Origin of the sequence: Hymenobacter sp. DG25A, from assembly GCF_001280305.1 — a bacterium.
Taxonomy (GTDB): Bacteria; Bacteroidota; Bacteroidia; order Cytophagales; family Hymenobacteraceae; genus Hymenobacter.
The window spans coordinates 904,907-927,526 of record NZ_CP012623.1; the positions used below are offsets into that span (position 1 = coordinate 904,907).

The window sequence follows — 22,620 nt, forward strand, 5'->3', positions numbered from 1 at the left end:
CACAAGCGGGCCGTTTTTTTGTTTGTGGCCCGTTGTCAGGCATCTGCCTGCCGCCGCCGGAAAGCAGGCTAGTCAGAAGCTTTAAACGGACTTTTTATCCGGTTATCTTTGTTGATTCCCCACTGAGCTTGCCTGCGCAAACCCAGTGTCATTATCCGCGAGAATCTGTCCTCAGTGAAAGTCTGCATTGCCGAAAAACCCAGCGTAGCCCGCGAAATTGCCCATGTATTAGGCGCCAACCGCAAAATGGATGGCTATTTTGAGGGCAACGGCTACCAGGTTACCTGGACGTTCGGGCACTTCTGCCAGCTGCGCGAGCCCGAGGACTACCGCCCCGAGTGGAAGCGTTGGAGCATCCACGATTTGCCCATGCTGCCCGAGTCGTTCGGCATCAAACTCATGCGCCGCGATGATGGCGTGGTGCGCCAGTTCAACGTCATCAAAAACCTCCTGGCCTCCGCCGAGGAAGTTATAAACTGCGGCGACGCCGGCCAGGAAGGGGAGGTAATTCAGCGCTGGGTGCTAATGGAGGCCAAATACCGCAAGCCCTTCAAGCGCCTCTGGATTTCGTCCCTCACGGAAGAAGCTATCCGTCAGGGTTTTGCCAACCTGCGCGAAGGCAGCGAGTTTGATAAGCTCTACCAGGCCGGCAAAAGCCGCGCCGTCGGCGACTGGCTTCTGGGCCTGAATGCCACGCGCCTGTTCACGCTGAAGTACGCGCCCGGCCAGCGCCAGGTACTCAGCATTGGGCGGGTGCAAACCCCCACGCTGGCCCTGCTGGTAGACCGCTACCACGAAATCCGCAACTTCAAGCCCGAGCCGTATTGGGTGCTGCGCACCGAGTACCGGGGCACGCTGTTCAGCCACGTTGCGCCCACTAAAAAAGGCAAGGCCGAGGACGATGAGCCCGATGAAAAGGCGCGCCTGAAGGCCCGCGGCTACTTCGTAAGTCAGGAAGAGGCTGATGTGGCTATGGCCGCCGTGAAGGATGTGCCGCTTACCGTAACGGGCGTTGAAATCAAGAAAGCGCTGGAAACGCCGCCTTCCCTCTTCGACCTTACCTCCCTGCAGGTGCAGTGCAACAACCAGCTGGGACTTTCGGCCGAGGACACGCTAAAAACCGTGCAGAGCCTCTACGAGAAGAAAGTGGTCAGCTATCCGCGCGTAGACACCACCTTCCTGCCCGATGACCAGTATCCCAAAATCCCGGGTATTCTGAAGGGACTGGGCGCGTACCACAGCCTCACGCAGCCCTTGCTGGCAGGCAAAATCAAGAAGAGCACCAAGGTCTTCAACAACAACAAAGTAACCGACCACCACGCCATTATTCCTACCGGAGCCGGGGCGGGCGGATTGTCTACCTGGGAATCCAGCGTGTACGATATTATCGTGCGGCGCTTCCTGGCGGCTTTTTACCCCGATTGCGAAGTGTCCAACACCACGGTGCTGGCGGAAGCGGCCAGTTATCCGTTCCGGGTGCGCGGCCGCCAGATTCTGAACCCGGGCTGGCGCATTGTGTACGGCAACCCCGAAGAGCAGCAGGCGCCCGCCACGCCCAAAGCCGCCACCGAGGGCGACGATGACGTGGTAAACACGGTGCTGCCCTCCTTTGAGAAAGGCGAAAGCGGCCCGCACAAACCCCGCCTCGACCAGAAAGTAACCCAGCCCCCGCGCGAGTACACCGAGGCTATGCTGCTGCGCGGCATGGAAACCGCCGGCCGCAACGTAGACGACGAAGAGCTGCGCCAGGCCATGAAGGAAAACGGCATCGGGCGGCCCAGTACGCGTGCGGCCATCATCGAAACGCTCTTTAAGCGCGGCTATATTGTGCGGGAGAAAAAGCGCATTGTGCCCACCGCTACCGGCGTAGAGCTCATCGGTCTTATCCGCAACCCCACCCTGAAATCGGCGGAGCTGACGGGGCAGTGGGAGCGGAAGCTGCGCCAGATTGAAGGCGGCCAGCTGGACTCCGACCTGTTCCTGAACGAGCTGAAAGGCCTGGTGCGGGAAATGGTGCTGGAAGTAAAGCAGGACGGCTCCGGCCGCGGCATCAGTATTCACAAAGCCGAGCTGGCGGACCTGACCGGCCAGAAAGCCGGGGCGGCTGCTAAAGCTAACCCGGCCAAAGCGGCGGCCACCCCGGCTATTCCCGGCGCGCTGGGCACGTGCCCGGCCTGCGGCAGCGGCCACGTGCTGCGCGGCAAGTCGGCGTTTGGCTGCTCCCGCTTCCGCGAAAACTGCCTGTTCCGCCTGCCCACGGAGTTCGAAGGCAAGAAGATAACCGATAAGCAGGTAGGCGACCTGCTCAAAAAAGGCCGCACGCAGGTGATGAAAGGCTTCCTGGATGAGGCCGGCAACAAGTTCGACGCTGCCATCCGCCTCACGCCCCAGCGCACCTTGGAGCTGGCCCGTGCCGCCGAGAGCAAGCCCACTACCGCCACCGACCCCGGCCAGATTCCGTGCCCGGTGTGCCGCCTGGGCCAGATGCTGAAAGGGAAAGCCGCCTGGGGCTGCTCGCGCTTCCGGGAGGATTGTCAGTTCCGGGTGCCGTTTGAGTGGGGCGGCAAAACCCTGAGCGAAGTACAGATGAACCAGCTGCTGCGCAAGGGCAAAACCGGCGTTATCCGGGGTTTCGTGTCCTCCAAAACCGGCAACCGCTATGAGGCGGCTTTACAAATAGGTGCCGAAGGCCGTATTGAGCCGGTATTCGAGAAAAACTAACCACCCAATTATGCCTACCAACTTATTCACGGCCCGTTTGCTGGGCTACCTCGTGGGATTATTGCCATTGTTGGCTTTGCTGCTGATGTTCCGGCAGATGCTGCCTAGCCAGGTGGCGCTTGTACTGGTGTTCATCGGCTTTATGGCCTCGGTGTGGGTGCAACAGCGCATCCGGCAGCGCTTCCCCTATGACTTCCGGCAGCGGGTCGAGTGGTGGGCGCTGGCGGCGTACGTACTCATTGTAGTGGGCGTTACGGTAGTGTTTTTAGCGTTGGTAAGCTGAGATTGGGGAAAGCCGGGACACCGTTAGTTCGGGGGCCGCGGGCTATGGAGTAAGCTAAAAAATCGACCAGCTAGGCAACGGTTTTCGGGGTTGATGCCTCTATGCGGATAAACCTATATTTCATAATCCGCATGAAACCTCTTTTGTTGTGTGGCCTGCTGCTATCCTGCGGCACTGCTGTTGCTCAATCCACCACCTACCAGGGCCTGCCCGTCATTAAGGCGCACCAGGCCCAGGCTGATTACCGCCTGGGCCGGGAGTGGGTAAAAGGCAACTGGCGCATTGCCTCCGAAGCCAGCCCCGACGTGCTGAACCTGACCCTGCACGCGGGCAAAGAAACCGTGGTGTTTCGCACCGATCAGGATTCTATTAGCTACACGCTGAAGCCAAGCAGTGCCCAACGCTTCTACGTGCGCCTCGACGACGGCCGCTATGCCCTGACGGAACTGCGCGCCACGGCGTTTGCCATTGAGCCGTTGCGTTTTGAGCGGGCGCGCCCGACCCCGCCGTATGCGTTCCGCTACGAGGCTGGCAGCGGCAACACTTACCTCACCCAGCTGCGCCAGCAGTACAACTTGGATGCCGTGGTGCAGGGTGCCCAAAACGACACCGAGCGTGCCCTGCGCCTGCTGCACTGGGTGCATCAGCAGTGGGACCACAACGGCAGCAATCAGCCCACCAAGAGCGACGCCATTTCCATTCTGGAAGAAGTTAAGCTGGGCAAGCAGTTCCGCTGCGTGGAATACGGCATTGTGGCCACTTCCTGCCTGAATGCTTTCGGGTTGAAGTCACGGGTGCTGGCCCTGAAAACCAAAGATGTGGAAACTACAGAGAGCGGCGCCGGTCACGTGCTGCTGGAAACCTGGCTGCCCGATCTGCAAAAGTGGGTCCTGCTGGACGGGCAGTGGGACATAATGCCTGTGCTACGAGGCAAGCCGCTGAACGCGGTGGAGTTTCAGCAAGCCATTGCCAAGCATTACAAAGACCTGGAAATCCGTAGCCTGTCGGGGGCCAGCAAAATGAGCTATGTAAACTGGATTGCGCCCTACCTGTACTACCTGGATGTGAAGTTCGACAACCGCGAAGGGCTGGGGTTGGAGCGCGCCAAAGTGAATGGCAAGGGTAGCCTGATGCTGGTGCCCGCCGGCGCCAAGGAACCAACCGTGTTTCAGGTGCAGAATCCTATCAACTACTGCCTCTATACCCGTTCGTTGGCAGCTTTTTACGCCAAGCCCGAGTAAGCGCGGCCTGTTTTTGCCGGGCACGCAGCCGGTTGGGGAGGTATCCGTTTGCGGTAGTGTGCGTACGCATTGGGTATACTCACACGCAAACACAATGGCTCCCCAACTCGGCAAACTTCTTCTATTACTTGGCCTGGGGCTGGCCGTGCTAGGGGCTTTTATCTGGCTGGGCGGCGGAAGTCTGCTGAGCTGGTTCGGCCGCTTGCCGGGTGATATCCGGGTGGAGCGGCCGGGCTTTCGGCTTTATGTTCCGTTGGTTTCTATCCTTCTGGTGAGCTTGCTGATCAGCCTGATTATTTGGCTGGTGCGCCGGCTGGGCTAGCGGCTTTTCTCGCCGAGGCGGCGGCTCACCTGAATACCTACCTGGCGCTGGTACTCATTGCCAAATAGCACAAACGCATTTACTCCCCAGTGGGGGGCAAGCTGCCCCCGGGCTTCCGCAAAACCCGACCAGCGGCTGGTACCGGGTAGTAACTCGTAGCCTTTGGCCCGTGCGCCACCCGCTAACAGGCGCCAGCGTGTTCCGCCAAATCCGGTGCCTACCCCTAACCGATGCTGCGGATTGCCGGGGCCATAGCCCAAAAAGTTATAGTCGGCCTGCGCATAAACGGACTGGCGCTGGCCCAAGCGTAAGGAGCCTTGTATTTCCACAAGGCTTATTTCATCTCCGTATTTCCTCTCGTGGTAGCCCAGATTACCAAACATCAAGCCCAGTCCCACGCCAAAGTACCGCCGGTCGCCTTGCATGTAGGGGTTTAGGCTGTAAAGGGAAGTGTGCTTTTTCCTGGACGAAATCTGTAGCGAATCATCGAATAGGGGTACTTGCTGGTCGCTACCCAGGTGGAGGCGCAGGCCAAAGGTTTTCTCCGCCTTATGGCTCCCGGTAGCATCATAGCTGGGCATGATGGTTTTAGAAACATCCAGCGAGCCAGTGGTGTACTCATGTTGGTAAGGTAATAGCGCACTGTTGCCGCCACAACCGCCCCCATAGGTGTTTTGCTGCCGCTGAAAGGAGCCCTGACTCCAGGCCGCCGCCACGGTATAATAGCTTTTCGGGGTGGCTTGGGCGGAATCGGCAGGGATTTGACTGGTGAGCAAAAACAGGGTGCAGGCAAGTCCCAGCGGTACCGACACACGGAAGGGTCGAACTGCCTGCGGTGTGCCTAGTAACCATGCACCACCCTCCAGCAGAATCACAGCCAATAGCATTACTTTCACTACCAGTACCTCCGGCAGCGTAAGGGCCCATTGCCCTAGCCAGGCAGTAAGCACAAGCATACCTGCCACGCCCAACAGGTTGCGCACCGGATAATTACCGGGCACCCGCTCAGGCTGTGCCGCCCGACGAATCAACAATGCCCACCCCAGCAAGAAAAGCGGCGCTAACAGTAAAAGCGCCCATTGCACCTGCTTTAAAAGCAGACCGCCATGCATGTGCTCTGCGGCCCCTACCTGCTCGCCGGCCGGGTTTCGCCAGAACTCAATCAGGAACCGGGCCGCCAGGAGCAGCCCCATGTGCAGTAGTCGGCGGCTGCCGCCCGGCCAAGCCCGATTTCGGGTCAGTAAAAGCACTCCGCCTACTGCCGCACACGCCAGCAGGCTGTAGAGCTGCGTAGGATGCACCGGCAACGAATGCGCGGCCCCGGCCGGGAGCAGCCCCTGCGAAACCTGCCACAGATACGGCAAAGTATCGGGCGGGTAGGTGAGGCCCCAGCTGCTGTGCGTCAGCTCGCCAAAGCAGCAGCCCGTGAGCGTGCAGCCCACGCACTGCACCATAAGTGCCGCACACATGGGCAAGGTAAAGGCATCAAATACGTGCCAGCTAAAGCCAAAGGGGCGTCGCAAAGCCAGGAGCGTGAGCGTGCCGGCCAGCGCGCCGCCCAACACCGTGCGGGCTTCCGAATCGGGCCAGTGCCCGGTGAGCAGCAGGCCCCGCCACTCCGGCCCTGTAAACGCCAGCATCTTGGTGCCGATAATAAACATCAAAGTTGTGCAGGCCAGCACCACCAGCCAGGTGCGCAGCGGGTACCCCCGCCGATGCCCCTCCCAAACCAGCAAGCCCAGGTTTAGCGTGAAAGCCAGAACATAGAATAGGGTATAAAAATCGAAATGCGGATCAGCAGGAATAGCCCACAGCAGGCTGGGTACAGGGCCCATGGATAGAAGTATAGACGGTGATACAAGACTTAACCAGCATACAGGCAGCTGCAACCCCGGATGGTAGGTTTCTGCAAGCGTTAAATCCCGCTTTTAAGCCGAATCAATAATAAGGGAGTTGCTGTGGATTGCTATTCTAAAAGTTCGGCTATTCCGACTCGATACAGATAATCAAATGTGATATAAATACTTGGCTGATTGTTGTTTATATGCAATAAATCAGACTTATATTATTAATCAGATGGCTCCGGAAATCAAGGGCCTAATGCTTAGCGGATGGGGAAACGTCCACGCCAGGTGCGCGTTGCGGCTTCCTGGCCGGGGCCTCATACTCCACAATATTCTCCACCATGCCTTTGAAGATGACGGCATGAAACGGCAGCATGGCATACCAGTACAGGCGCCCGGCCAGGCCGTAAGGGCGGAAGGCCGCCAGCTGCTCCAGGGTGTGCGAACCATCCGGGTTGTCCAGAATGCGGAACTGCAGCCAGGCCTCACCCGGCAGCTTCATTTCGGCGTAGAGCAGCAGGCGGCGGCCTTCCTGGTCGGCTACCAGCACGCGCCAGAAATCCAGCGGGTCGCCGGCGCGCAGGTCGGTGGGGGAGCGGCGGCCGCGGCGCAGTCCCACGCCGCCCACCAGCTTATCCAGGAAGCCGCGCACCTTCCACAGCCAGTCTACCTTGTACCAGCCACGGTCGCCGCCAATCTGCCAGATGTTGCGGCGCACCTGCTCCGGGTCGCGCGTGAAGCGTAGCGTCTGGCGGTCCTGGAGCATGCCGTGCTGGGGCATCTGAATGTGGTCCATGTAGTTGCGGGGCATTACGCCGCTGCTCAGGGCGTCACTCCAGCTGCTGAGCACCTCATTTTGCTCAATGCGCTGAAACGCCAGCTGCAGCGCCTCCCGGTACGACATGCACGGATGGGGAATCACTTCCTGAATACTGCGGGCGGGGTCTGCCACGGTATCATTCCGCAGGCTTTCCACCAGGCTTTGTGCCAGCGAAAACGTAGTTTTTGTGACCAGGTACAGCCACCAGGAAGACAGGCGCGGCGTGAGCACCGGCACCGTAATAATATAGCGCCGGTAGCCGCGCACGGCCGCCAGCCCCTGCAGCATCTCGCGGTACGTGAGCACATCGGGCCCGCCAATATCAAAGCTGCGCCCTAAGCAGGCCGGGTTGTTGAGCACGGCGGTGAGGTAGGACATCACGTCCCGAATGCCAATGGGCTGGCAGCGCGAGTTCAGCCAGCGGGGCGTCACCATCACGGGGAGCTTCTCCACCAAATCCCGGATAATCTCAAACGAAGCCGAGCCCGAGCCAATGATAATGCTGGCCCGCAGCACCGTCAGCGCCGCTTTGGCCGACTTTTTCAACTCTTTTTCCACGGCCCGGCGGGAGCGTAAGTGGGTGCTCAGGGCCCGGTCATTGGCAATGCCGGAGAGGTAGATAATCTGGCAGGCTGCCGTTTGGTTAAGCGCCGCCGCAAAGTGCTGTGCCGACTGCTGCTCGGCCCGAAAAAAATCCTTGGTGTGCCCGCTCATGGAATGCACCAGGTAGTAGGCGGCGTCCAGATCAGCGGGAAAGGTGTGCAGCGTTTCGGGCTTGAGCAGGTCGCCTTCCACCACCGTAACGTTATTTTGTTGCCCGGCGGGCAGCTGGAAGCGGCGGGCATCCCGCACCAGGCACACTACCTCGTGGCCGGCTTCCACCAGCAGCGGCAGCAGGCGCTGACCTATGTAGCCGGTAGCCCCGGTGAGCAGAATTTTCATATGCGGGCTAAGTATGGTCTCCAATTAGGAATCAATCAGCCCACAATTAGTTTATAAGAAGTCGAATATGAGCTACTTAAAATAGCTGGTTACAAGGATTTTAAAGGTTTGAAAAAGAGCTGGCAAAAGTCGGTTTTCCTCCCGAATTCGTTTTGTAAGTAGGCAATAGCGGTTTAGGTTGCTCTCCTTATCAAATTAGAAGGGCCTAGAAATCATGTGTAAATTATTCTTGAGGGTGTTTCTTATAGCTATAGTGTGTGGATTTGCGGCCTGTAAAAAGGAAGAAGCAGCTCCAGGTCCTGCCTTTGATGGCAAACCGTATTACACATTCCAACCTGAAGACCGGCTATGGTTACAAATGCAAGTGGGAGATGAATGGACCTTTGAAAAGGCCGGCCAAAAAATGCGCTATAGGGTATTAGATATTGATGAACAGCGCCATTCCAAGAGTAGCTGGGGTGGATTCTTTGGTAACTCTACTTATTACTATTACGATGAGGCAATAGTCACCATTCAGCGTTTGGATTCAGCAGCCTATTGCGAGCTAATTTTTGGACGGAAACCACCTTACGGAGCTCAGGAAGAAAATCCGCCCTTTGATAAGGGAAGATTCTATGCTGCCGGGCGCTGGGATACCTATGTTGGAAACATCAACCCAAACCATAATACATGGGGCCTAGTCCGCAACATTCTAAACTTCCCTCCCGAGCCTAATTCATACAGGTTTACATCACTGGATATTAATGGGAAATTGTATAGCAAAGTAATGCCCATGTATGCAGCAGCTACAGATCCTTATCCGTGTACCAGCTGCACCCAAAAGCAGTATATTATTCAGTTGTATTATGACCAGCAGGCAGGTGTTATTCAGCTATTTGACCGAAAGCATGAAGCTTGGAATCGAGTGCCTTAATAAATGGTAATTACACAAGCTGATATTCTTTATCAGCGTTTGCGCTTCTTGGGTCGCCGGCTTTTGCGGGCGGGGCGTTTCTCCCGTTCGGCTTTGCGCTCGGCCCGAAAAGCCAGTCGTTCTTCCATACGGCCCATCAGTCGCTCGCGCACATGCTTCGCCAGCTCCGAGAGCGGCACCAGCTGCGTGGTGCGCAGAAAGCTCAATACTTCGCGGCGGCGCAGGGTGCTTACGCCAGCCAGGCCGCGGGCCAGCAGGAACTGCTTTATTTCTTCCAGCCTCAACAGAGCCGCCACGGCGGGGCGCTCCACGGTGGCATTGTACAAGGCGGGGCGGTGCAGCTGCAGCCCATCGGCCGAAGCCACCAGAATACCCACCCATTCGGGGAGCAGGGGGACGAGCTTTAAAACATGCTTTTCCGTGATAACGAAGGTGACGAAATCGTAGGCCTGGCTGTAGCAAGGGAGCTGTTTGGCCACGCGCTGCAGGGTGTCGGCGTCGCCTTTCAGCTCGTAGCCGTGCATAAAGTGCTCGGTAATGTGCACCACATCGGCGCGGGTGGTGCCGGTGGGCAGCTCATCCACGTACATTCCGCTCTGCAGCAGCGGATACAACAAGGCGCGTATTTCGGGGTCGTTCACAACAAATCAGGCCATTACCAAGCCGCAAGATACGGCGGTTGCCGGGGCCTTAGAAATAAAACCTCGGCCTGAAATGTCCTGGTGCCCTACCTTCGCCTCCGTTATTGGTTGTTGAATTTTGCTCATCGTATGCCGCTGCCCATTACTTCCCGCACCTGGCTTTGGTTATTTCTGGCGGCCCTGGGGCTGTCGTTTCTGATTGGGCTGGGTGTGTGGGGGCCGCTGGAAAGCAGCGAGGCCCGCTACGCCGAAATTGGCCGCGAAATGCTGGTGGGCCAGGACTGGCTGCACCCGCGCCTGCTGGGGATTCAGCATTTTCATAAGCCTCCGTTAACGTATTGGCTGACTGCCGCCGGGCTAGGGCTGTTCGGGGAAACGGCGCTGGGCGTGCGCGTGCTGCCGGTGCTGGCCGTTTTGCTGCAGATTTGGCTGGTGTATGGCCTGGGCCTGCTGCTGTTTCAGCAGGACCGCGCCCGGGCCCTGGCGGCGGCTATTATTTACGGAACCCTGCCCGCTGTTCTGATTTCCGCGCTCAACGTTACCACCGATGCCTACCTGGCCATGCTGGAGCTGGCCGCGGCCTACGGTATTCTGCGCTATTACTATAGGGGCGGCGCACGCTGGCTGTATCTGTTTTGGATTGGGCTGGGGCTGGCCTTTCTCACCAAAGGACCGGTTGGCTTTGTGCTGCCGCTGATGGTGGTTATCGGGCATTATTTTAAACAGAAGCAGCCCCGGCTGCCTTTCACGCGCCACCATGTTATTGGCATAGTGGTGTTTCTGCTGGTGGGCCTGAGCTGGTATCTGTACCTAATGGCCGAAAACCTGGCTTTCCTGCGGTATTTCCTCTTTGAGCACACGGTAAACCGCTTTGCCAATGCGGCTACGTTTAACCGGGCAAAGCCGTGGTGGTTTTACCTGCTGCTGGCCCCGGCTACCAGTCTGCCGTGGTCGGTGGCGCTGATTACGCAGGCCGTGCGCACCCGCTGGAGCATGGTGCCACAGCAGTGGCGCAACGTGCTTATTTTCTGGGTGGTGGTGCCGCTGGTATTCTTCTCTATCTCCAAATCCAAGCTGCTGCTGTACGTGCTGCCGATTTTCCCGGGTATGGCTCTGCTCACGGTGTATTACCTGGGTCGCCTGACCGACGCGGTTCTGCACCGTTGGTATGTGGGGTTTCTGGCGTTCTGGGGATTATTATTAGGTGCTCTTTGTCTGCTACCGATTCTCAGCATAGATAGCCGCCTGCCCATTGAAGCCGGTACGCTCACGGCCGGCCTGGCGGGCGGCGGTGTGGTGCTCATGGTGCTGCTGCTCACGCTCTGGGATGAAGTGCGGATAGTGCCGCGCCTGCTGGTAGCCGCCGGCCTGTTCACCATTACCCTGCTGCTTGCCGCTAAACCGTTACTACAGCAAAACGAGCTGGCCTTCAACGGCAGCCGCCCTCTGGCCGAGTTTCTGCGGGAAAAGCACCTGGATCAGCGGCAGGTATTGGTTTACAACGAGTTGCTGCCTTCCCTGGCGTTTGAGACGGGAAAGATTCCGGTGTCCATTTTTGATGGCAACCACGCCCTGGCCCGCGAAACGCAGTTCGAGCCGAATGACACCTGGAAGCGCACCCTTATCAACCTGCAAAACCCGCAGGAAGAGCCGTATCTCGGCAGCCTGCTCCTACGCCAGCCGGTGCTGCTGGTAAAAGGCGAGCTGCCCGCCCAAAGGCAGTGGCTGCTGCGCTATTTCAAGCAGCACGAGAAAATGGGCAAGTGGACCATTTGGTGGTAATAACTGCTAAAGAAGTGCTATAAAAAAAGCCTGTCATCCTGAGCTTGCGAAGGACCTTCTCACGAAAGAACGAGTCGTTGTTACGCAAGTCGTTCAGTAGTGAGAAGGTCCTTCGCAAGCTCAGGATGACAGGCTTTTAAAGGGAGTGTTTTAAAGGCTCCTCAATAACGCCTTTACACGCTTTACAGCGAATACACTGCCTCCGCCTTTTCCCGCAGGTTATAACTGGATGACATCACCTCGCCATACGCCCCGGCGGAGCGGATAACCACGATGTCGCCGCGGCGGGTTTCGGGTAGCAGCACTTGCCGGCCAAAGGTGTCCGAGGACTCGCAGATGGGGCCCACAACGTCATAGGGCTGCGCCTCGCCCTGGCTGGTGAGGTTTTGAATAGCGTGGTAGCTGCCGTACAAAGCCGGGCGGATCAGCTCCGTCATGCCCGCGTCCAGAATGGCGAAATTGGTTTGCTGGCTGCGCTTTACGAAGAGCACTTTGCTCACCAGGGAGCCGCATTGCGCTACCACGGAGCGGCCCAGCTCTACGTGCACCTGCTGGTTGGGGCGGCGCACCAGGTATTTTTCAAATACCCGGAAATAGCGCTCAAACTCCGGAATCGGGTTGGTGTCGGGGGCGTGGTAGTCGATGCCCAGGCCGCCGCCCACGTTGAGGTGGGGCAGGAAGTGGCCCCGGTCTTCCAGCCAGGTTTGCAGCTCGTTCAGCTTGTGGCTGAGCTTTTCAAACACCGTGAGGTTGGTAATCTGGGAGCCCACGTGCGTGTGCAGGCCAATCAGCTCCAGATTGGTCAGGGTTTCGAACTGATCAATCACGGCCGGCAAATCGGATAGGTTGATGCCGAACTTGTTCGCGTCGAGGCCGGTGGTGATATGCGGATGCGTGTAGGCATCCACGTTGGGGTTGATGCGCAGGGCCACGCGGGCGCGGCGGTTCTGGGCGCCGGCCAACTCATTAAGCACCGTCAGCTCTTCTACTGATTCGGCATTAAAGCACCAGATATCGGCGGCCAGCGCCAGGTTCATTTCCGCATCCGACTTGCCCACACCGGCAAAAACAATGTGGTCGGGTTTGAAACCGGCGGAGAGGGCACGCTGCACCTCGTTGCCGCTCACGCAGTCGGCCCCCAGGCCGTGCTCGCGGATGTGAGCCAGCAGCGGGCCGTTGGTGTTGGCCTTCAGGGCATAGTGCACCTGGAAACCCCGCGGCCGGGCAGCGCGCTGCAGCGCCTCCAGGGTTTGGTCCAACAGGCAGAGGTCATAGTAAAAAAAAGGAGTGGGGCGGTCGAGGACGCCCGCGGGCAAGGTGAAAGCCATTGGAGCAATAGAGGCGGTGTGCCAGAGTCAGAGCTGTAGCCTGACCCCGGCCAGAACAAGTAAAATCAGCGCGGGAAGAAGGGCTAGGCGACGGCTTCCGCTTTGCGGCGAAATAGGCCTTCATTGAGGGCCGTCAGCGCTCGGAGTTTATCGGGGGTATTAATGAGGATGCTGATGTTGTTGGGCGAGCCGCCGTAGCTGATCATGCGCAGCGGAATATCCTGCAGGGCCTCAAATACCTTAAACGCCGCCCCGTGGTTTTCCTGAATCAAGTTGCCTACCAGACAAACAATGGTCTGATTTTCATCGGTTTCCACGGTGCCGAAGCTGCGCAGCTCTTCCAGAATCTGGGGCAGGTGCGAGGAATCATCAATGGTGAGCGACACGGCCACTTCTGAGGTGGTTATCATGTCGATAGGCGTGCGGTAGCGCTCAAATACTTCAAACAGGCGGCGCAGGAAACCGTGGGCCAGCAGCATGCGGCTGCTGCGCACCTTAATGGCCACCAGTCCATCTTTAGCAGCAACCGCCTTAATAGCTTCCGAGCCGGTTTTGGCCGAGATGAGCGTGCCGGGCGCTTCGGGTTGCAGGGTGTTCAGCAACCGCACCGGAATACCGTGCTGGCGGGCCGGCAGAATAGAGCTGGGGTGCAGAATCTTCGCCCCGAAATACGCCAGCTCGGCAGCCTCATCAAACGACAGCTCCCGGATAGGATACGTGTCCTTCACCACGCGTGGGTCGTTGTTGTGCAGGCCGTCGATGTCGGTCCAGATCTGGATTTCCTCTACGCGGGCTGCAGCGCCAATCAAGGAAGCGGAATAGTCGGAGCCGCCGCGCTTGAGGTTGTCGATGAGGCCCTGTGCGTTGCGGCAGATGTAGCCCTGGGTGATGAACAGTTTTTGCCCGGAATGCTCAGCCAGTAGCTGCGTGAGGTGCTCCTGAATGTAGTCGGCGTCGGGCTCTTCGTCTTTGTCCAGGCGCATGAAGTCCAGGGCGGGCAGCAGCACGGCTTCGCGACCCAGAATATCCGTCACGTAGCGGTGGAACAGCTGGGTGCTCAGTAGCTCGCCTTGGGCCAGAATCAGCCGCTCGCCCACGGGCGTGAGCGGGTTGCGCATCAGGTCAAAAATGGCCCGGAAGCAGGCATCCAGCTGGCTAATGGTGGCCGCGGCCACCTCGGCCTGGGGCAGCAGCTCGCGGGCTACCATCAGGTAGTGCTGGCGCAGAATCTCAGTTTGGGCCGTGGCCGCCGTCACCTCGCCGTCATACAGCAAACGGGCCACGGTAACCAAAGCGTTGGTAGTGCCCGACATAGCCGACAGCACCACAATGCGCGGGTCGTTGGCGTGAATCAATTCCGCAACGGTGCGCATCCGCTCCGCCGTTCCGACGGACGTACCGCCAAACTTTAAGACTTTCATATGCTATTCAGGTGTGCTTACTCAGGTACGAAGGAAAGGCAGGTTAGGGCAAAAAAAAGCGCCGGTCTGGGAGGACCGGCGCGGGTAGTTCAAGGCTGAAAGTTTCGAACAGGGGCGACGGTCATGCCAGGCGGCATTTCTTATGTTTTTTGACCATCTTCTTGGCTGCTGATGCGTCCGCACGCACACTCCCGGCAGCAGCCAGCAGCAGAGCAGTAGAAATAGGACGGAACGAGGCAAAAAGCATCAGCAGAAAATCAGCCTTCCCGGAGTGGGAAGTAGTGTTCGAGGCGAAAGTAACGCATTGCGAATAATTTCGGTGCCTTTCGGCTGAAAAAAATCTTCCGCAGGCCCAACCAGGTAATTAATGTGGATAGGATTTAAGTTATTTATATCTGGAAAAGACTAGGCTGTTTGTGGGCTGGAAAGCAAAGCAATAACCGCCTCCGGGTTTTCTACTTCGATAATCAGCTGATCATACTCCTCGTGCTCCAGTTCAATAATCACAGCCTTTTTCTGGTGGTACACGTCCCAGAAAATGCGGCGGTCATCCTTGAAGAAAGTGCCGGCATTAAATAAGCCCGGAATGCTGGTGCCGGGCATGCGCCAGCCTTTCCACCACCCCTTCACCGCTTCCGCATCCTGCCGGGCGCTGCGGATATGTGCCGCCGGTATCTGCAGTTGGCTTTTGAATGCCCAGAGCTTGTGCAGGCCTTTCACATTGAAAAGGATGTTGCTGCCTTCTTTTGTTACTTCGACCATGAGGGAAAGAATTTTATGTAGAAAGTAAAAACAGAACGTCATGCTGAGCTTGCCGAAGCATCTCGCATGGTTTCGTTGCACTATATCATCCTTGCCAGATTAGTGGATCAATAGCTACCCATGTTTGGTTGAAATCCTGAATTAATGCTTCTTTCATGGCCCGAACCCATCCCTTCAATTGTTTCTCCCGTGCTATTGCCTGTATTGGGTCAGCGCACAGTTCGAAATAGTCAACAGATTAGTCTGGTAGCGCCCGGTAAATTTACCTGCCTCTCCCAATCCTGTGTTATGTTCTTCCAACCGACGCTGCAGGTCATTAGTCATTCCAATATAGAGCACAGTTCGAATAGGGTTGGTAAGAATATAGACGTACATAAAGGCTTTACTTTTTCAGAACTGATAATGTAAAACGGTCATGCTGAGCGTAGCCGAAGCATCTCGCTAGTGTGGTAACTATTGATTAGCACCACAACCTCAGCACGCGAGATGCTTCGGCTGCGCTCAGCATGACGTTCTATTTTAGTGCTCTAAACTACTTCACCGGCTTAATACTCACTGCCGTTCCGCCACCCGCGGCCAGTTGCAGCTTCAGCGCTGATTTGCTGTTCACCTTCAGCTTCCGAATCTGGTAGGCCATGGGGTTTTTGTCCCAGGAAGCGCCTTTGCCGTCGGCGTAGATGGTGGCTTCGTAGCGCTGGCCGGGTTTCAGGAAGTCCAGCTTCACGGTTTGGTTGCGGGCATTTTCATCGGTGATGGCGCCGAGGTACCACTCGTCTTTGCCTTTGGCCTGGCGGGCTATGGTGAGAAAGTCGCCGGGCTCGGCGGCCAGGATTCGGGTGTCGTCCCAATCCACAGCTACATCTTTAATGAACTGGAAGGCGTCGGGGTGCTTTTCGTAGGCTTCGGGCAGGTCGGCGGCCATTTGCAGGGGGCTGTACATGGTTACGTACAGGGCCAGCTGCTTGGTGAGGGTGGTGTGCACCTGCCGGCCTTTATTGCGCTCGGGGTTCCAGCTTTCCAGCTGAATCTGGAAGATGCCGGGCGTATAGTCCATGGGGCCGCCCATGAGGCGGGTGAAGGGCAGAATGGTTTCGTGCTCGGGCGGGTTGCCCTCGCTCCAGGCGTTGAACTCGTTGCCGCGGGCGGCCTCATTGGCCAGCCAGTTGGGGTAGGTGCGGTGCATACCCGTAGGCCGCACCGATTCGTGCATGTCTACCATAATCTGCTGGCGGGCCATGTGGTCGGCGGTGCGGTTGTAGTGGTTTACCATCCACTGGCCATCGTGGTGCTCCCCGCGCGGGATAATGCGGCCCACGTAGCCGGTTTTCACGGCATCGTAGCCGTGCGCCTTCATAAAGCGCAAAGCCTCATCCTGGCGGCGCTCGTAGTTGGTCACGGAGCCGGAAGTTTCGTGGTGCATGATGAGCTTAATGCCCTTGCTGGCGGCATATTGCTGCAGCTCCGCCACATTAAAGTCGGGGTAGGGGGTCACAAAGTCGAACACCTCTTCTTTCCAGTTGCCGGCCCAGTCTTCCCAGCCCACGTTCCAGCCTTCTACCAGCACGCTTTGCAGGCCGTGTTTGGCAGCAAAATCGATGTAGCGCTTCACGTTGGCAGTGTTGGCGCCGTGGTGGCCGTTGGGCTTCAGCTGGCTCCAGTTGGTGTCAGCCAGCTTGAGGTTGCCGGTATCGGAGTAGTTCCAGCTCGATTTATTGACGTGCATTTCCCACCACACGCCCACCATTTTCTGGGGCTTAATCCAGCCGGTGTCGGTGAGCTTGGTGGGCTCGTTGAGGTTCAGGATGAGCTTGCTGGCCAGCACCTCGGGGGCATTGTTGCTCACCACAATGGTGCGCCAGGGCGTGTGCTCAGGCGTTTGCAGATAGGCGGCGGCACCCGTAACGCTGGGCACCAGGGTACTGGTGAGGCCAAAGGTCTGCCGGTTTACGGTCAGCATCATGGCCGGGTAGTTCACCAGCGCCGCCTCGTGAATGTTGAGGTACAGCCCGTCGTCGGCCTTCATCATGAGGGGTGTCTGCACGCGGTCCGCCGCCGATTTTTCCTGGATGGGTGTAACATCGGCGGCATCTATCTCGCTCAGGCGCGTGGTTTTATAGGTGTACTCGTTGGAGTCGTAGTCGCCGGGAATCCAGAAGGTTTTGTGGTTGCCGCTGAGGTTGAACTCCGTTTTCTCCTGCTGCACCGTGAAGTAGGTGAGGCCGGGCTGCTCGGGAAACTCATAGCGGAAGCCCAGGCCGTCATCATAGAGGCGGAAGCGCACCACCATGCGGTGCCCGCCCTGGCCCGCCTGCGCCAGCGTGATGGCCAGCTCCTTGTAGCGGTTGCGGATTTGCTTCACCTCGCCCCACACCGGCGTCCAGGTATCATCGTGCTGACTGGAATCCGTCTGGGCAATAGTAAAGCCCTGATCCATGCCCGGCTGGCCCTGCAGCAACATGCCCAGCTTGCTGGGCTTCAGCACGGGTTTCGTGCCGAATTGCAGCTGGTAAGTCGGCTCCCCGCTCGGGCTCAGGCGGAAATTCAGCGTGAGCTTGTTGGAAGGGGAGTGGACGGTTTGGGCTTGGGCCGGAACTTCAGCCAGATATGCCCCAAGAAGAAAAAGAGGATATATAAATCTCATGGTTCGGTTGATTTTGTGCAAAGCCTAAATTTCTAAAATGGTCACTGTTAAATGGATAAAGGCTATTAGTACAGCCGTGAGCCAAGCTGAGCTTTTGTCGCCCGGGAGCCAAATTTTTTTATCTAAGTCCTCGTTGTAGGGAATTATGGCAGAGAGATTTTCCTTAATAAGGTCGAAGTTTTTTATTTGGAATTCATTAAGGCTGTATTGTGTGCCGTCTGTAGTTTGTATAAAAAATGTTCGATAACTGTTAAATCTGGTTTGATGGGTATGCGATTTATAGCCTAAGCTATTTCCGGAGTTTATAATTGTTTTTATTGTAAAATACTTATTGATGACAATAATACCTTTTTGGGTGTCAATTTGAATTGAATTAATAGAAATTAAAAAACTATATATGGCTAATGCAGCGGCTAAAAGGCAAAATAATGCGGGTGCTAAATACGATTTTTGAGTTGATGAATGTTCGTTAATTAATACGGAAAATATTATTGTGATAACAACTGCACTAGCTAATAATATTATATAAAATATAAAGGCAATTATTCTAGTTTTTGAATATATCATAGGTAGTTAAAAGAAGATTTTATTTTGATTTGCTTTAAATAAATCCTGCTATTGATTCAATGTGTGATACCCGGGTTTCGTCGGACCGGTTCGTTAAAGCAGGTGACAGAGTGAAAATTTTTCAAAATGGTTTCTAAGGTCGTAGGTCGTATTAAACCATAGAATTAAAACTCCAGCCGCTCCCCCTGCTCCGGAAATACAAACTTCACCTGCAGCTTATTTGCGTCATCTAATTGCTTCTTAATGGCCGCTTCATTGCCCGCCGTAGGCTTAATGTGGGTAATAACAACCGGAAGACCCCGCAACGCTTCCGCGCCGGTAAGCTGACCAAGCACCGCCAATTCCTGCAGCAACAAAGTAGGCGTCAGGTGGCCGAAAAGCTGATTGGCAGGCTGCTCGTTCGGGTAAGAAACCTCAATGAAAATGGCTTTGAGCTGGCGGGAAACCACCAGCGGCTGAATTGTCTGCCAGAGCGCCCGCAAGCTGTGGGTTTTTTCCAGCTTATCCGCGCCCGTATCACCCAGGTACAACAGGTAGCTGTTCTGGCTTTTCAGCAAAAAAGCTGCGCTTTGGTGGGGGGCAGCATGGCTTAAGGGGAAGGCCCGAACGCTCATGCCGGTGCCGGCCTGGGCGGTTTCCTGGCCGGGCACCAACCGCTGATACTGGTATTTGCCCAAGGCCGGTTTAGCCCCCTCGTTCCCAAAATTCGGCCAAGCCTGCCAGTTGAAATAGCTGGCTTGCAACGTGGCAATGCACTCCGGCAGCGCATAAATAGGCTTAGGGGCATCATCGGGAGCATGAAGCAGCAGGCCGGCCACATGGTCGAGGTGGGCGTGGGAGAGCAGGTAGGCGCGGATGTATTGCCGAAGTACTGTATCGAGAGAAGTTGCGAAGACCTTGTTGGCAATGGCTTTTTCAATGCCCTGCTGCAGGCTGCCCGCATCGAGGCAGACGTAGGCGTTAGAGCCGGTGGGGGCCACCAGATAGGTGGAGAGGTTGCTTTCGTCGAGGCCGCCTTTCACGCCCAGCGGCACTACGGTAAAAGCATGGGGGCTGCTGGCTTGAGCATGGGCGTTATGGGTGAGGAAAGGCAGCACAAGGAAGAGAAGCAGGGCTGGAAAGCGCACGACGGGTTTCACTTGCATTCTACAAGGTATGGCTTGGCCAAGTGCGCATCTCAAACCGTACTTCTCCGCTCTGGGTGCGGCCGGTTTCCTGCCAACCCTGGCAGCGGTAGAATTCCTCGGCGCGGGTGCTGGGGCCGGTGCTGAGCCAGACGGGTTCGGCGGTTTGGCGGAAATACCAATCCAGCATCATATCGTGCAGGCGTTTGCCAATGCCCTGCGCGGCAAATTCCGGGTCGATGAACAGCGCCCAGATATTGTGGTCCTGCAAATCAGCAATGGCAAAGCCCACCACCTGGCCGGCTACCTCGCACACCCAGCCTTTGCCACGCCGCTTGAGGTAGTCCTCACAATCCTGCGCCGTTACCCGACTGGGGTCGGAAAGCCGGTTTTCCCGCACCGCCAGCCGCACCGTCATAATCTGTGGAATATCATCTACCTGCGCTTCGCGGAAAATCATAACGGCTGAGAGTGAATGGGCGGCGCAAATTGGGATGATGGTGGGCAGGATGCAAACGTGCCCATCGGAAAACGCCTTAACGTCATGCAGAGCCGAAGGCGAAGCATCTCGCGTGCTGAGGTTGTTGGGAAAAAGCACGTCCTAAAAAGAACCGGTCATGCTGAGCCTGCCGAAGCATCTCTCCCGCTTCGCCTGTCATGCTGAGCCGGCGAAGGGCCTTATCACGCTAGAACGAGTCGTTGTTACGCTAGTCGTTCAGCCGTGAGAAGGTCCTTCGCCGGCTCAGGATGACAGATAGTATGGCAACCTCAGCACGCGAGATGTCTCGGTCCCTGGCTTGATGCGCCACATGCTCGACATGACGGGCTTACTTATCATCTCCCTTACACAACCCGCGCCGGGCTTTGCCGTAACTTGCAGCTGTTTTTTCTAACCCAGGAGGCGCTTCGCTAAAATTCCCACGGCCTTGCATCCTCGTTTTTTATGACAACTCCTCAAAGGAGCCGTGCTGCTGTTAGCGCGCTTTTTTTTCTGAGCGGCCTGTGCTTTGCCAGCTGGGCCTCCCGTATTCCGGATATTCGCCTGTACCTGGGCCTTTCTGAAGGGCAGCTGGGGCAGCTGCTGCTGGCCATGCCGGTGGGCTCGGTAGCGGCGCTGCCGCTGGCCGGCTGGCTGGTTGATACCTACGGCAGCCGCCGCGTAGTGCAAATTGCGGCGGCCATGTATGCCCTTTCCCTGCCGCTGCTGGGCTGGGCTCCCACCGCCTGGACGCTGGCGGCCGGCCTGGTGCTGTTTGGCAGTGGCGGCAACCTGCTGAATATCTCCGTAAATGCCCAGGCCCTGGAAGTGCAGAAGGGCTACGGCGAAAAGGTAATTATGGGCTCCTTTCATGGTCTCTGGAGCCTGGCCGGCTTTGTGGGTGGCGTGGTAGGCGCGTGGCTGGTGGGCTGGCAGCAAACCCCGCTGGTGCATTTTGCCGGTATCAGCGCTGCACTGGTACTGCTGCTTTTGGTAGTGCGCGGCAGTTTACCACAATCAACGGAGCACGCGGAGGGCACCGGCCTGGTGTTGCGCATGCCCGATGGCTATCTGCTCCGATTGGGCCTCATTGCCTTGTTTGGGCTGCTTTGCGAAGGCTGTATGTTTGATTGGAGCGGGGTGTATTTCCAGCAGGTGGTGCACGCCGATAAAGCCTGGGTAACCAGCGGCTACGTGGCCTTTATGAGCACCATGGCCCTCGGTCGCTTCGGCTCCGACTACCTCACCAGCCACCTGGGCGTGGCGCGGGTGCTTCAGCTCAGCAGTGCGCTGATCTGCCTGGGCCTGCTCACAGCGGTGCTGTTTCCGGGTTTGCCCACGGCGCTGCTGGGCTTTCTGCTGGTGGGTTTTGGTACGTCGTCGGTTATTCCCCTTACCTACAGCGCAGCCGGGCGCGTGAAGGGCATGTCGCCGGGCATAGCGCTGGCGCTGGTGTCTACCGTGGGGTTCTTTGGTTTCCTGGCCGGCCCGCCCCTCATTGGCTTGCTGGCTCAGATTTCCAGCCTGCGGCTTTCCTTTGCTTTTGTGGCTTTGATGGGCGCTACCATCGGCCTGCTCACCGTTGGTATGTCGAATAGCAAGGAAGAGCTGGAGCCGGTGCCGCTGCCGTTGGAAGGCTAGCCATCCTGCCGCGGGGCTACTGAATTCCGGGACTTTTTCCAGCGTGTGCGGGTGCTTTCTTCGTCGCCCAGCAGCATCCCCCAGGGTTTCAGAGGCTCAATCCGATCGAAGATGATTTTCAGGATAGCAATAACCGGCAGGGCCAGAAACATGCCCGCCACGCCCCCAACGGCATTGCCCACCAGCACGCCTACAATGGCCACCAGCGCATTTACCTTCACTTTGGAGGCCACAATGCGCGGAATCAGGTAGTGGTTATCGATGAATTGAATAACCAGATAGGCTACTAAAACCGCCAGCACGGAGCCATAGCCATCGGTACTGATAAAGGCCATAAGCATGGGCAGCGCTACCGCCACCAGCCCACCGATGTAGGGAATGAAATTCAACAGCGCCCCCACTACCCCCAGCAACAGGGCATAGGGTACGCCAATGATGAGCAAGGCCACGGTGTTGAACGTGGCCACAATGCTGGCTTCAATCAGCAACCCAACCATGTAGCTCTGAATGGTAGCTTTGCTTTCGCGCAGAACCTCGGCCACATTCGTGTCCTGACGCCGGCCGGAAAAAACCTGCGTCAGAAACTCAATGAGGCGCTGCTTGTACAGCATCAGCAGGAAGACGTAGACCGGCACCAGCGTGGCCACCAGCAGCAGCCCCGAAACCGCCGTAACCACTACGCCGGCCATGGACGTAGCCCGGTTGCCGGCCTCGCGCAGCCAGCCCATCAGACGCTGATTGGAAATGCCAAAATGCGCCGCCAGCCAGACCTGGAATTCCTGGGCTGTCTGCAGCAGCTTGGCCTTAAACTGGGGCCACTGGTCGCCGAGCTGAATGGCTTCGATGTAGATGAAATACAACAGGGCCAGCAGGGCCGCCATGCCCAACACCACCGTGATGGTGATGGCCAGCAGCTGCGGTACTTTGTGCCGAACCAGGAACTGCTCGATGGGGTGGAGCAAAATGGCAAAAATGGCGGCAAACAGCAGCGGAAATATAATGTTGCCGGCCAGGTGCAGCGTAAAAACGAACAACGCCAACCCCAGCATCACCAGCGGCGCTTTAATGTAAAGGGGATACTGGGGTTTGGAGGAGTCTTGCATTAAGAGGCGAGGGGCAGGCTGATAGCGGTGGGGCAGCGCCGGGCTG

General features: G+C 57.3%; 19 protein-coding genes. 7 read left to right on the plus strand and 12 right to left on the minus strand.

All coding sequences use genetic code 11. The features are described from left to right. The first annotated feature begins 174 nt into the window (after positions 1 to 174). From AM218_RS03820 to AM218_RS03835, 4 genes are all read left to right on the plus strand, one after another. On the plus strand, positions 175 to 2,721 hold the full coding sequence (locus AM218_RS03820; RefSeq protein WP_054412001.1) for a type IA DNA topoisomerase: 2,547 nt from the start codon (positions 175 to 177) through the stop codon (positions 2,719 to 2,721). A gap of 10 nt (positions 2,722 to 2,731) precedes the next feature. Continuing rightward, positions 2,732 to 3,004, plus strand: coding sequence for a hypothetical protein (locus tag AM218_RS03825; RefSeq protein WP_157547509.1), 273 nt, complete (start codon positions 2,732 to 2,734; stop codon positions 3,002 to 3,004). A 131-nt stretch (positions 3,005 to 3,135) separates the two neighbouring features. Further along, positions 3,136 to 4,245, plus strand: coding sequence for a transglutaminase domain-containing protein (locus AM218_RS03830; RefSeq protein ID WP_054412004.1), 1,110 nt, complete (start codon positions 3,136 to 3,138; stop codon positions 4,243 to 4,245). A gap of 94 nt (positions 4,246 to 4,339) precedes the next feature. Then, on the plus strand, positions 4,340 to 4,567 hold the full coding sequence (locus AM218_RS03835; protein ID WP_054412005.1) for a DUF2905 family protein: 228 nt from the start codon (positions 4,340 to 4,342) through the stop codon (positions 4,565 to 4,567). On the opposite strand, the gene AM218_RS03840 is transcribed toward AM218_RS03835, so the two are convergent. Beyond that, entirely contained in the window at positions 4,564 to 6,402 is a 1,839-nt protein-coding gene (locus AM218_RS03840) for a prolipoprotein diacylglyceryl transferase family protein (protein WP_054412006.1), read from the minus strand. The two genes, AM218_RS03835 and AM218_RS03840, sit on opposite strands and share 4 nt — an antisense overlap. 262 nt (positions 6,403 to 6,664) lie before the next feature. Then, the gene (locus AM218_RS03845; RefSeq protein ID WP_054412008.1) at positions 6,665 to 8,173 is read right to left on the minus strand and encodes an SDR family oxidoreductase; all 1,509 of its coding nucleotides are present in this window, start codon (positions 8,171 to 8,173) and stop codon (positions 6,665 to 6,667) included. 214 nt (positions 8,174 to 8,387) lie between these two features. On the opposite strand from AM218_RS03845, the gene AM218_RS03850 reads away from it, so the two are divergent. After that, positions 8,388 to 9,086 (plus strand): hypothetical protein, encoded by a 699-nt coding sequence (locus tag AM218_RS03850; protein WP_157547510.1) that lies wholly within the window; start codon positions 8,388 to 8,390, stop codon positions 9,084 to 9,086. 32 nt (positions 9,087 to 9,118) lie between these two features. On the opposite strand, the gene AM218_RS03855 is transcribed toward AM218_RS03850, so the two are convergent. Further along, positions 9,119 to 9,727 carry a sce7726 family protein gene (locus AM218_RS03855; RefSeq protein WP_157547511.1) on the minus strand — a complete coding sequence of 203 codons (609 nt, stop codon included), beginning with the start codon at positions 9,725 to 9,727 and terminating at the stop codon, positions 9,119 to 9,121. Between the two features lie 129 nt (positions 9,728 to 9,856). Here AM218_RS03855 and AM218_RS03860 point away from each other — a divergent pair, with 129 nt between their 5' ends. Beyond that, the gene (locus AM218_RS03860) at positions 9,857 to 11,509 is read left to right on the plus strand and encodes an ArnT family glycosyltransferase (protein ID WP_054412011.1); all 1,653 of its coding nucleotides are present in this window, start codon (positions 9,857 to 9,859) and stop codon (positions 11,507 to 11,509) included. A 182-nt stretch (positions 11,510 to 11,691) separates the two neighbouring features. Here the strand turns inward: AM218_RS03860 and lysA are convergent, their stop codons facing one another. The 8 genes from lysA to AM218_RS03895 all read right to left on the minus strand — a co-directional run bounded on the left by lysA (position 11,692) and on the right by AM218_RS03895 (position 19,950). Continuing rightward, the gene (gene lysA / locus AM218_RS03865; RefSeq protein ID WP_054412012.1) at positions 11,692 to 12,837 is read right to left on the minus strand and encodes a diaminopimelate decarboxylase; all 1,146 of its coding nucleotides are present in this window, start codon (positions 12,835 to 12,837) and stop codon (positions 11,692 to 11,694) included. 83 nt (positions 12,838 to 12,920) lie between these two features. Continuing rightward, positions 12,921 to 14,258, minus strand: coding sequence for an aspartate kinase (locus tag AM218_RS03870; RefSeq protein ID WP_054412013.1), 1,338 nt, complete (start codon positions 14,256 to 14,258; stop codon positions 12,921 to 12,923). A 405-nt stretch (positions 14,259 to 14,663) separates the two neighbouring features. Further along, positions 14,664 to 15,020, minus strand: a complete 357-nt coding sequence (locus AM218_RS03875; protein ID WP_054412014.1) for a hypothetical protein — start codon at positions 15,018 to 15,020, stop codon at positions 14,664 to 14,666. A gap of 192 nt (positions 15,021 to 15,212) precedes the next feature. Next, the gene (locus AM218_RS17165; protein WP_316937429.1) at positions 15,213 to 15,395 is read right to left on the minus strand and encodes a GIY-YIG nuclease family protein; all 183 of its coding nucleotides are present in this window, start codon (positions 15,393 to 15,395) and stop codon (positions 15,213 to 15,215) included. 157 nt (positions 15,396 to 15,552) lie between these two features. Continuing rightward, entirely contained in the window at positions 15,553 to 17,661 is a 2,109-nt protein-coding gene (locus AM218_RS03880) for a glycoside hydrolase family 97 protein (RefSeq protein WP_054412015.1), read from the minus strand. Between the two features lie 24 nt (positions 17,662 to 17,685). Next, positions 17,686 to 18,228, minus strand: coding sequence for a hypothetical protein (locus AM218_RS03885; RefSeq protein ID WP_054412016.1), 543 nt, complete (start codon positions 18,226 to 18,228; stop codon positions 17,686 to 17,688). 164 nt (positions 18,229 to 18,392) lie between these two features. After that, a complete protein-coding gene (locus AM218_RS03890) occupies positions 18,393 to 19,373 on the minus strand; it encodes an MBL fold metallo-hydrolase (RefSeq protein ID WP_054412017.1) in 981 nt (326 codons plus the stop codon). Position 19,374: 1 nt separating this feature from the next. After that, positions 19,375 to 19,950, minus strand: coding sequence for a GNAT family N-acetyltransferase (locus AM218_RS03895; RefSeq protein WP_231717540.1), 576 nt, complete (start codon positions 19,948 to 19,950; stop codon positions 19,375 to 19,377). Between the two features lie 345 nt (positions 19,951 to 20,295). Here AM218_RS03895 and AM218_RS03900 point away from each other — a divergent pair, with 345 nt between their 5' ends. Continuing rightward, positions 20,296 to 21,471 carry an MFS transporter gene (locus AM218_RS03900; protein WP_054412019.1) on the plus strand — a complete coding sequence of 392 codons (1,176 nt, stop codon included), beginning with the start codon at positions 20,296 to 20,298 and terminating at the stop codon, positions 21,469 to 21,471. Here AM218_RS03900 and AM218_RS03905 read toward each other — a convergent pair. Continuing rightward, positions 21,468 to 22,574 (minus strand): AI-2E family transporter, encoded by a 1,107-nt coding sequence (locus tag AM218_RS03905; RefSeq protein WP_054412020.1) that lies wholly within the window; start codon positions 22,572 to 22,574, stop codon positions 21,468 to 21,470. The genes AM218_RS03900 and AM218_RS03905 overlap by 4 nt on opposite strands. Positions 22,575 to 22,620: the final 46 nt, after the last annotated feature.